The organism is Ruegeria sp. YTSA226 (assembly GCF_059609905.1).
On sequence record NZ_JBXWMQ010000018.1, the window covers coordinates 60315 to 71312 of the forward strand.

8 protein-coding genes are annotated in these 10998 nt (G+C 50.0%); 2 read left to right on the top strand and 6 right to left on the bottom strand.

Translation table 11 applies throughout. The features are described 5' to 3' along the window. The first annotated feature begins 15 nt into the window (after positions 1-15). Positions 16-1083, top strand: a complete 1068-nt coding sequence (locus AC2FFF_RS17480) for a hypothetical protein (RefSeq protein WP_496883014.1) — start codon at positions 16-18, stop codon at positions 1081-1083. Between the two features lie 418 nt (positions 1084-1501). Here the strand turns inward: AC2FFF_RS17480 and AC2FFF_RS17485 are convergent, their stop codons facing one another. From AC2FFF_RS17485 to AC2FFF_RS17510, 6 genes are all read right to left on the bottom strand, one after another. Further along, a complete protein-coding gene (locus AC2FFF_RS17485; RefSeq protein WP_171105995.1) occupies positions 1502-2527 on the bottom strand; it encodes a mechanosensitive ion channel family protein in 1026 nt (341 codons plus the stop codon). Between the two features lie 130 nt (positions 2528-2657). After that, positions 2658-3869 carry a BamA/TamA family outer membrane protein gene (locus tag AC2FFF_RS17490; protein ID WP_496883015.1) on the bottom strand — a complete coding sequence of 404 codons (1212 nt, stop codon included), beginning with the start codon at positions 3867-3869 and terminating at the stop codon, positions 2658-2660. A 210-nt stretch (positions 3870-4079) separates the two neighbouring features. Beyond that, on the bottom strand, positions 4080-5627 hold the full coding sequence (locus AC2FFF_RS17495; protein WP_496883016.1) for a HoxN/HupN/NixA family nickel/cobalt transporter: 1548 nt from the start codon (positions 5625-5627) through the stop codon (positions 4080-4082). A gap of 93 nt (positions 5628-5720) precedes the next feature. Beyond that, positions 5721-6476 carry a hypothetical protein gene (locus AC2FFF_RS17500; RefSeq protein ID WP_480889108.1) on the bottom strand — a complete coding sequence of 252 codons (756 nt, stop codon included), beginning with the start codon at positions 6474-6476 and terminating at the stop codon, positions 5721-5723. Positions 6477-6507: 31 nt separating this feature from the next. Next, positions 6508-7842, bottom strand: coding sequence for a metal-dependent hydrolase family protein (locus AC2FFF_RS17505; protein WP_480889110.1), 1335 nt, complete (start codon positions 7840-7842; stop codon positions 6508-6510). A gap of 117 nt (positions 7843-7959) precedes the next feature. Continuing rightward, positions 7960-9489 (bottom strand): amidohydrolase family protein, encoded by a 1530-nt coding sequence (locus AC2FFF_RS17510; protein ID WP_496883017.1) that lies wholly within the window; start codon positions 9487-9489, stop codon positions 7960-7962. Between the two features lie 229 nt (positions 9490-9718). Here AC2FFF_RS17510 and AC2FFF_RS17515 point away from each other — a divergent pair, with 229 nt between their 5' ends. Further along, positions 9719-10732 (top strand): AraC family transcriptional regulator, encoded by a 1014-nt coding sequence (locus AC2FFF_RS17515; protein ID WP_496883018.1) that lies wholly within the window; start codon positions 9719-9721, stop codon positions 10730-10732. The last annotated feature ends 266 nt before the right edge of the window (positions 10733-10998 follow it).

A 10998-nucleotide genomic window follows, 5' to 3' on the forward strand; every position in this document is an offset into this window, starting at 1 on the left:
TCTTGGGAGGTCAAGATGATAAAACGTCTGTTTATTGCAGCCCTATCAGGTGCAGCGTTGTCCGTCGTCATGGCCGCTACGACTGTGTACGCCTGTGCATTTCATAATTACATCCCGCAAGACACGGTGGTGGACAAGTTACTACGCAGTCAGGAAATTGCACTGGCAGTTCCTGTTATCGAAGATCCAAATGATCCGTTGCGGTATGATCCGATTGCAGCAATTGGCGCAACGCCCGAAGATATTGATATCCCTCACCGCGTGGACGCAACCGCAATTCAGAGGCTTGGAAAAAATCCGAACGCTTACGCAATTTTCGGGCGAGAGAAGTACGGTGCTTGGACAAGACTTGCACTTGTCGACGGAGAATTGATCGCAGTCTTTGATCAAATCATCGCACGAATTGAGGACTGGCGTGGAGGGGATGAGAATGACCGGTTAGTTTTTTTTGGCGCATTGTTGGGCCACACCGAGATTCGTATTCACCAGTTGGCGCTTCGTGAACTTGACCGTGTGGAATATGGGACGTTGAAAAATCTTGGACTGAGCATCCCAGCGGAAGCGATCACCTCTGGATTGTATGCCGTCTCTGATCCGACACTCTTACCGATACAGGTTCTTCTACTTGGTCTTTCTAAAGACAGTGACGTCCAACGGCCGTTGCAAGCAGGGCTTAAAGTCTATTCAGCAAGGCCGGGTCCTGCCTTCGGTGCCTTCGCTACCGCTTTTGTAGAGCATGGTGGGCCAAGCGCCGCTACTGAGTTGTCGATGCGCTACTTGGCAGATGTGACACTTCCGCTTGAAAACCGGGAACTGATTGTTGAGGCATTCGCAATTCACAGTCTTTCCGGGGATGAAGAAACGCAAAATGTTGTTCGAGGCGCTGTTGCGACGTTGTTGCACAATGAACCATCGATTGCCCCGGTTGTTGCTCGTCAATTCGGAGGCCGTGAAGACTGGAGCCAAGCCAAGCTGCTTGCCGACCTTCTAAAGGCTGGGCACTTAACCTCGCCAGAAGATATCATTGCGGTGCGCGAATACGTGTCTCTGGCGGGCGAAGCACGGGCCTCGAAAATACAATAGGAAATTCGCGCGCAGAAATCCTGCTTGGAGCGTACAACCACCACGCTGGCAACTAAGGATTGGAAAACGGAAAAGTGTTGCACGTTCCGTTCAAGGCCTTGTGGTAAAATGTTGATGGGAGGTCAAAGTGACCTCCCATTTCTGTTTCAAGGTTAAATCCGAAATTTTAACGCCATCCAGCTCGCCCAAAATCAATGATAATTCCGCTCTTTAGCTGGTTGTCGATCAGGTCCTTTGCCTGAACGGCTGCGTATCCGAAAGTCGCTTAGAGGGGGATTATGCACGAAGCCACACATGACCCGTCTAACACCAATCTAGCGACGCCGTTCCTGACATCCGACAAAAAGCGGTGGAACTGCTAAGTGTATTCGAGTGTTCGAAGATCGGATGAATAACAAAAGGTGCTGCGGGAGAACGATTAGTCTTTGTTCGATACTTTGTTGCTCTTGATTTCGTAAACATCCGCAGATACTTCCAATCCGGCGTTCAGCAGCGCTTCATGGATGTTTGTGTACAACTCCTCCCGGCCTTGGAACATGCTGGGATAGTTAGGGAAAAATACCCATGCATAGTAGATGTAGGGCTGGCTTGATCCGTTCTTCAAGCGAATTGACGGCTGTGGTGATTTCATGACCGTGCTACACTTTCCAACCGCATCCGAAAGCAGATTAACTATGGTGGTAGGGTCTGCTTTGCTGGAAATTTGTACTTCGAACACTTCCGCATATGGGCTGTTTTGACCGTGAAGGTTCAAAAAACGCTGTCGTGACAGCTGTCCATTTGGAATGACATAAGTTCCTCCGCTCCATCCCCTTAACTGGGTAGAGCGCCAATTGATGTCGATGACTTTGCCTTCCGTTCCATCATCGAACCGCAGCCAATCGCCGATTTTGAAAGACCGTTCCATTCCCACGGCTATCCCGGCAAAAAAGTCACCAAGAGTTTGTTGCATTGCAAAAGCGCAAACTGCGGCAACAGCCCCTGTCGACAAATACAGCTCGGTTGGTGCTATATCCTTGACTGCAAGAAAGACCAAAACGCCGATGAGCCAAAAGAGTGCATAGAGAATTGTCAGTGTAAGATGCGAGTGTTGGCCAGAGTGGCCACTGTACGTGTGATATCGAACCCAGGTTTCAACCAGCCTTGCGAGACTGGATGCGACAGCGAGGTACACTAGGAGTTCGGATAGTGTCAGGACATGTCGCGTCCAGTAGAATGACTCACCGATTTCTGACAGGGCGGCAGTTAACTCATAAAGTCCAAGTGCCCCAGCTGGCAGGAGGAACATGTCGAGTATGGCTGCTGGCCAAAGATGAACGCGCGCGAAATTTCGAATGTGTGGGCTTAGCAACGCAAGCCGCCAAACAAGAAGAAAAACGACGGCCGCAAAGGCGAGGACGAGTTGTGGTGACTCTGCCGTCAAAACATCGGATGGATTAGACATCGGAATCTTCTAAGCTTACCTTGACTTTTGCGATGACACGGGCGGGAACCAATTTTTGGAGCAAGAGCCAAGACAGTTAAAGCCGTTTACTTGAAACAATTTCTCATTTGCCCCAGATTTCATTTTCGTCTCAGAAACGCTGGCCGATATATAGATAGAGTAAGCCATCACCATCGTCATTGAAGGCGTAGTCGATAGAGTAGTCGAGCCTGTTCTGCTTCGACAACCGATAACGCAAGCCTGCACCATACCCGGCACCACCTCGGTCAAATGACAAGGAATCCAAACCTGATCCACCGCCACCTGCTCCTGCGAACAAGACATATCCGAAACGCTGAGAGAGGCGGCCACGGTATTCGATCTGTGCGGATGTCGACCAGTCAGCGAGAGCATCAAATGCAGAAAACCCCCTCAACCCGTCGACAAACCCGACACCACACCCATCAAAGAATGGAGCTTCTTTAGCTGCACCGCACATTACCGCCCGCCAAGCGATAACGCCTTTCCGTCCCACCGGATTGTAGGACGCCAAAGACAAGACACCTTTGCCGTAGTTTCTGTCACTTATTGTCAGTCTATCATTGAGAATTTTGTCTGTAACATCGCCATACGAGAAGTTGCCGGTCACCAACAGTCCTGAACTTGGATAAAATGTATCGTCCCTTGTGTCGTGCACAACATCGAATGTCAGCCTTTTCAATAGGATATGCAAATCGGGTTGGAGAAAATCTGGGAGTTGGCGGATGAAATCGGAGTTGAGTGACAACTGAGAATCCGCAAAAGCATATCCAAACCCGATTTTCGTCGTGTCTGTGAAACCATACTCCATACGAATGGCATAACCATCAACTGACTGCGTTAAAGGTAGTTCAAAGCTGCCGGATATCGGTAGATCGTAATTCAAATCGGCATCTACATAAATTGCACCTACAGTCCATCTCCCTTGATTGAAGTTAACCGTTCCTCCGATTCCATATCCAGAGGATCCCTCATTCGTTCCGAAGTATCCGGCACCAATACCGGAAGTCTTTGATCCTGGGAGGGCAAACAGGTATCCAGCGCCAAGTGTTGCGCCACTTCCTATCGTTTCGTTCGAAAACGGAATAGGTGCAGCTATAAAATCTCCACTTCGAACGCCCACGTCGGAGTCAGTTGCTACATCATCAGTAATCCTCACGGCTCGGTTAGCGGGATCCAAGGCCCACAGGGTTGAAGGTAAAACCAACAATAATGAAGCCACGAAAAAGGATTTTAGCCGACTGCTTAGCTCAAGGTTACATGTTGCTTTCGACAGGTCCTTGGTCTGCGAACTCTCAAGTTTGACAGAAACAAATCGTTTCATGGTGTCTGTGACTGAAAAAAATCTGCTAATTCGATTCATTTTGATACCGAGAGCAAATATGTGTGGAACGCTTTTTCTCCAAATTGCGAAAATCCACAGGTGAGCTGTCAGAACATGTTGAATTCTTCTAGCTCGACGTACCGCTCGCCAGATCAAGATCAATAGAAGCGGGGCGAGTAAACCTGCCGTCGTCAATTTACAAAACTCTCGCTAATAAAAGCTTGAAGCCAACTCTGCTTGAGGCAAAGTCGCAGCGGGTGAATGCTTGTAGTTGATCCAGAATAGGGTCACGCCGATTGCAAGAACACAAATGGCACCTACCAAGCGCGTACTCAGTTCGAAGGTTTGTCGCCGCTTATCCGTCATGTCAAAGCGGCCATAGGCCCAGCTGCGGCCCCAAAGGGCAGCAATGCCAATGGCTGACATTGCCATAGCCATGCCCAGTGATATTGCGCAAACCATCAGAATTGCTGGTACGATTAAGTCGTTTGCAAGCCCAAAAAGCATGACAATTAAAGCGCCGGTGCACGGTACAATACCGACAGCAGCCGCGATCCAAACGCTGCCCGCTGGAGCGGTGCTCGCGGCGCAGGCGGCGCATCCGCGAACATGGTGACCGTGGTGATCGTGATCATGTGCCGGGGCTCCGAGATCCCCAGCTTTCAACGCAAACCGCGTTGCTGAAAGCGCTTTCCATAGCATGAACACACCAATCGCAATAATTAGCCCGTAACTGATTAGGCGAATGGCTCGATAGTCTGAAGGTGCTGCGCCAGTGGTTTGACGTACGGCGAAATCCAACAAGAATACAACTACCACGGCCGAAACAACGTGAATTATTGCTATACGGAAGCCCATCACGAGTCCGCGCCGCAGGCTACCGCCAGAGCCGACAAAATAGGAAATAACGACCGCTTTACCGTGCCCCGGGCCCAAGGTGTGTAAAGCGCCGTATCCGAAGGCGAGAAATAAGGCTGTAAACAATGCCCCGGTTGTGTCTCCGTTCCGGATAGACGTCATGGCCGTTGTGAAAAGGCTGTTTACCCATACCTGCGCGCGGTCCAGAACAGGCAGATCCGACATTGATGATGCAACGATATTCTGCGGCGTACCTGATATTGTGACGTTTGCCATACTGTATGACACAGGGATGTCAGTAGATCCGTCGATGAGGAACAGTTGATGTACCCCAGGCTCGTGCCGCAGAACGCCGGACAAACGAATGCTTTGAAACCGGTTTTCTAGAATCAAACCTTTTGGGACCGACACATGGACGATCTGGTTTGGCAGCGGAGGCGGAGTGTGGATACAAGCGCCTATCCAAGGCACCAGAAGGAATTCATAAACTTTTCCCGCCGTGACAGACAGTGGCAGCGCATAGCCGTCCAAAGTCAGTTCTGCACCTAGGAGTCTGGTGGTTACACCTGTTGATTCTTCTTCGCGCCGCTCCATGACAACTAGACGCTGTTCCAAAAGCTGGTCGGCATTGAGCCCAGCTGCATCTAACCTGTTGCGGGCCTGCTCGGCTGCTTTGCTAGCTTCGGGGTCATTTTGGCCTTGTTCCTTGGCAATTTGGTCAAGCAGAATTTTCCGCAGGTCGGACTTATGCTCGTACTTCATTTCCAGAAACGGGTCGTCATAAGGCTCTACCGAGGGCACAAGGGCATCCCACGAAACAAGGTTATCTTCTGCGGCCAGCAACGGCACTGCCGCAAAGAAGAAAGCGAATGTAAGAAAAGCCATTGCGGCTCCGCGCATCGAGAATCTTGGCATCCGGCTAATCCCTTCCGTTCAGATTTTTAAGTCGAACCATTCGAGTTTCGCGGGGCTCAACTTTTACGTACCGCAACGTTAGAAAGGTACTTTTACTCCCAAAAATGCGCCGGAAAGGGTAACTTCACTGAAAGGTCCAAATTCGCCTAAGTCCCAGTCCAAGTATCGGTAGCCGACGGTTAGGTCGACGGAATTTAACCTGTAGTTAATGGCTGCCGCTGCTTGCCACGTTAGATCACTGTCGCCGGTGCCGATGTCTGCGTAGTAGCTGACATACCAATCCTCATTGATATTTGTCTCACCTCTGAAGCCAATAACCGCATCCCAGTTTGTGCCAGATTCCGACTCGGCGATTGGAGCGCCAAGTCCACTAACACTCACGTCGCCGTCTAAATACAAGGCCCTTGCACCCCCGGTGATATCAAGCGACCCACCACTAGTCTCAAGCACGCGGTAGCCGGCTCCAAGTGTGGTTATGAAGCCTTTGAGACCAATATCCGCAGTAACTGGAACACTTGCTCCGCCCAAGTTGACGGAAGTGCTATCAGACTCATCTACATCAAGATAGATGACGTCAGCTATCAAAGACAATCGGTCGTTTCGCGCGACGAGAGTGCCCATGACACCAAAATTCAGGTCCTCGATAATCTTGTCTATGCTGATATCGACATTGCCACCAGTTGTGGTTTCTCCGCCAACGGACGCTCCCCAGAAGTAGAGTTGGGCACCCCATTGCCAATCTTCCTCAGCAGCTGCCGTGGATGCTGTAAGTGTCGCTGCGGCGAGGGTAGATAGTGTAAGTTGTGATAGACTTTTGGGTTCGAGAAAATTCACTTTTCATCCCTTCCGATTGCGTACAACACCTTCACTCGAGAGTGTTTTTGTAGATCACCCCGTCTTTCATGATGATTTTGATGTTTTCGCGATCCGTCACTGCGCTTAGGTCTTCGAGAGGATTGCCGTCGACTAGCAACAAGTCTGCCAACGCGCCTTCTTCAACGCGCCCGATCACACCTGGGTATGGGTTTCTTGGCCCGGAAAGCTGGAGCAACTCTGTAAAGTTACCGGTCGACATTTTCAGTATTTCGTAGGGCGTAAACCAGTCCAGCAGCCGTTCCATCTGTTCGACCTGCTCACTGACACCAATTCCTGGCCCAGGGCTGATAAAGATGTCGGTTCCGTGGACGACCTTTAGTTCAGGAAGCCCCTTGATCCACTCATAGACTGATCCCGTACCTTGGCACACAATAGCTTGTTTTGCGTTCTGTGCATCATTCAGTCCAGGCTCGCTGCATAGCGTAAACGGTTGAATACTCAACCAGATCCCATCTTTCGCCATCCTCTCCAATGTTGGCTTGTCGAGAAGTTGACCATGCTCGACCACCTTAATTCCGGCATCAATTGCTTGATTAACGGCTCGAGGAGTGTAGCCGTGTACGGTAACGTAAGTTCCCCAGTTTTCCGCGGCTGCTGTGGCTGCTTGGATTTCTTCAAACGTAAACTGCGTTGTGTCTAATGGGTCGTTGGGTCCGCTAACTGAGCCGCCAATAGCAAGTTTGACCTGTGATGCTCCAAGCCGCAGTTGTTCGCGTGTCGCGGCGAGCACCTTTGGGACCCCATCTACCAGTGTACTGTTTCCCGTTAAGTCAGTGATTGGCGGCTCTCCACCCAGCAATGGGTTGCGCTCGTTCCTGACTCTGAAATCCGAATGGCCGCTTGTTTGAGATATCATTGAACCTGACGGGTAAATACGAGGTCCGACAATAGAACCCTCGTCAATCGCACGCTTGAGGCTAAAAACCTCACCGGCCATATCGCGTGCTGTGGTCACACCATTCATCAGCATGTCTCGAGCGGTATCGACAGAACGGATGGATTGGTAACCTGGCAACTCGAAAAGCACGTCAGCGAACGTTATCCCGGATAAAGCTAGATGAGAGTGCCCCTCAATGATGCCGGGCATCAGTGTGTGCCCATTGCCCTCAACAACCAGGCCGTCGTTTTCCGAAAGTTCTTCTTGCGAAATCTTTGAGATAATATTGCCGTCGATGAGGACGTTCACATTTTCTATGAGCGTTTCATTTACGCCGTCAAAAACATCAACATTCGTAATGAGTACAGAGCTATCTTGCGCGTTCGCTGTGGCTCCAAAGATCGAGGCCGTGTAAAAAATTGCTCCGAATAATCTGTTGCAAGTCATGATGTTCTCCTTGATTTGGAGGGCTCTCTACCGGTCAAAGATTTTTCGGTTAAGCGGCGCCATGGAGCTTGATGAGGTGTGACATTTGTTGTTTTGAGTCGGGTATACCGGCTATGGCTACTGGCTCACCTTGCCTCTAATCGGGACGCCGGCCGGGACATTCTGAACCACTGAGTCGTCCACAACGATGGTGCCATTGACTATCACATAGGGAATACCTGTCGATGGGAGAGAGTTTTTCCCGTTTTCCGGCCCGGAATTATCGGTCACGTTTTCCGGATCGAAAATTGTAATATCCGCGACTGAGCCCTCCTGAATGCGCCCGCGAAGTTTCATCTGCGGGACGTGGTCCTCCAGAAAAGCCGCTGGCTCGTAGGTCATCTTAGAAAGTGCGTCCATCAGCGAGATGGCGCCAGTTTCCCGCGCCATGCGGAGTACTTTTGCATGAGTACCAGCACCCCGAGCGTGCCCGGCGCCCGCACCGTACGGCGTCTCGAAATCACCATTCAGCCCGCCGTCGACTATGTAGGGCATCGCGTCTGAACCAACGATTACACCAGGCCTGGTCATCGCCTCCATGATGTACTCGTCTTTCATTGTGTACATTAGCAACTGTGTTTCGGGCGCTTCTGTCCGCAGTCGGTCAAACTCTTCGTCGGTCAGCGGCTCTCCAGTTTCTGTTACAATGTAGTCTGACGCTTCAACGCCCAATCGCTCCTTGTATCCGGGCTTGTTGTAGTCTGCATCCACGTAGGTTCCTGCGTAATTATACGGATAGAATTCACCGATGACTTTCTGCCCTTGCGCACGTGCGTTGTCGATTAAATCCAAACACTTCTCCGTCAAGCCAAGGCAATTGCTTGGGACGTGGTGAACCAGCAGCGGAACGTTGTTTTCCCTGGCAATTGTCAGCATTTCGGTAATACCCATGAAACCGCTGGGTGGAATTTGAGAGAGATACCGAACGTGTGTTGTTATCGGGAGATCATACTTTGCCGCGAGAGAAGTAACGGCCATGACCTCCGGACTTCCAACAACGGTGTAGTACCCAATCGGGTATGCAATCCCGATACCACCCTGCTGCAATCCTTTTTCAACCGCCTCCAAAATTGCGGCCTCGTCCAGGGGATCATACAGCTTCGTTTTCCACTGCTGACCGTCATCCATCGCGCGTGTGGCCGAACCTTCGTAAAAAACCCTTCCCCCGGGGTCCAATCCATCCAGAACAGCCAATCTGGCGAAAGCATGGGATACATTGGCGCCATAGTTTACAATCGATTTTCCATCCCAATAGTCGTAGTAGCTGCTTATTGGGTACTGACCGATTTCCAAATCCATGGGAGTTGTTACGCCATCACGAGCGTATAGGCGTTGGGCAAACAGGTCCTGACCGTGTGAATGATAATCTATGAACCCTGGCGCAACCACATGTCCGGAGGCATCAATCTCTCTAATGCCTTCCAAGTTGTCAGTGCTTATTTCAGTAACAAAGCCGTTGTTGATTCCAACATTGGCCGTAGCGTCGAAACCCGTTTCGGGGTCCATTACGCGGCCATTTTTTATTACGATGTCAAAGGATTGGGCGTAAGCAAATGGCGCTAACAGAAGAGAAAGCCCTATTGCTGAAATTAATGGTTTCTTGTTCATTCTTGCCTCCCATCAGGGGAACTCCCCCGCCTTTTCTTTGCCTATTTGCTCCAATGGCGAGAGAACCGAGCTCTCGTAAGCCCTCGGAGAAAGTTGTTTAAGCTCCTGCATTTAAATGGTTTTAACCCGCTTGGTTAGCGATGCTTCCACGAAAGATGTTCTCATCAAAGAGGATTCAGTGTTCGATTCTTCCGTTGCTTAAAATTTTTGCGACTTCGAGTTTGCATTAATGTTGGGACAACTAAAGTTCGTGAATTACACTCTTCAGAATAACCGCCGAGAGTCTGAAAGATTTTTGATTGCAATGTGGTCACCTAAAACGACTTTTCACACCTATATGAATGACTTCCCGGTCAGAGAGACCGAGTTGGTTCAACTGGGTGGTGGGCCGCTTGGGTTGCGTGCAGAGATGGTATTTGGCGCCGACGCTGTCCTCTCAAAGGTCAAATGTGATGCCAATACAGTTTGGAGAATGCTCGCTGCAAAAGACTGGGTCGGGCTTGTCCTGCCAATCACTTGGCAAGGAACCTACAAACTGGATGGTTGGGAAGCAGCACCAGGAGATGTGTTCCTGCTTGATGGCAGAGTTGAGTTCACTACCAGCGCTAGCAACCGTACATCCATTATGCTTGCAATACGCAGAACGCGGTTGATCGAAGCGATTCACCGCATTGCTGGATCCAATTTCATCGAGATCGACCCGAACCACGTGCTACTGCAACTCCACGACATTCAACTACACCAACTTAAATCCCGCATAACACGCATGTTTTCCGTCACTAAATTCCATAGAGACTTCACTGGCGGTTTGTTCATGCCACCAACACATGAAAAAGATATGTTTTCCTTTCTAGGCGAATTTCTTCTCGAATGCGTGCCTAAGAAGGCCTACAAGAATTTGCTTCCAAGCCCCGATTTTAAGACTGTGGGTCGAGCTCTCCAATTCGCGCGAAAGAACAGATATGAAGATGTTAATTTGGCTACCCTGTGTGAAGGCGCCGGAGTAGGAAGAACTACCTTATATCAAGCGTTTGACGGAGTTTATGGAATTACTCCTATGCAGTTCATTTATAAGTTGCGACTGACTGGTGCCAAAGAGTGGCTGTCAGATCCTTCTGACCCACCTCAATCTGTCAAGCAGGCCGCACTGAAATACGGATTTGTAAGCTTTGGACGTTTCGCTAAGAATTATCGTGAATTGTTTGGTGAAAGCCCTTCTGAAACTCTTCTCAGGGCACAATAACCGTTTGAACAATTGTCAGTATCAGCGCGACATTGAAATAGGAGAACACAACAGAGTTCTCCACAGAATGGGCACTTGTTCAATACTGTGAAAATAGGCTTCTGTTGCGACCCGTACCAAAGACTTTGCAAAGTCCGCATACTGCGCATCGCTGTCATTGGAGCTTCGCGCGGCATCAGTCAATTTGGACTGTCTGACGTCAGCACCTACCGGATAGATTTAGGGTTTGAGCAACGGAGGATTTCTGGTTCATCGAAGCCATTATG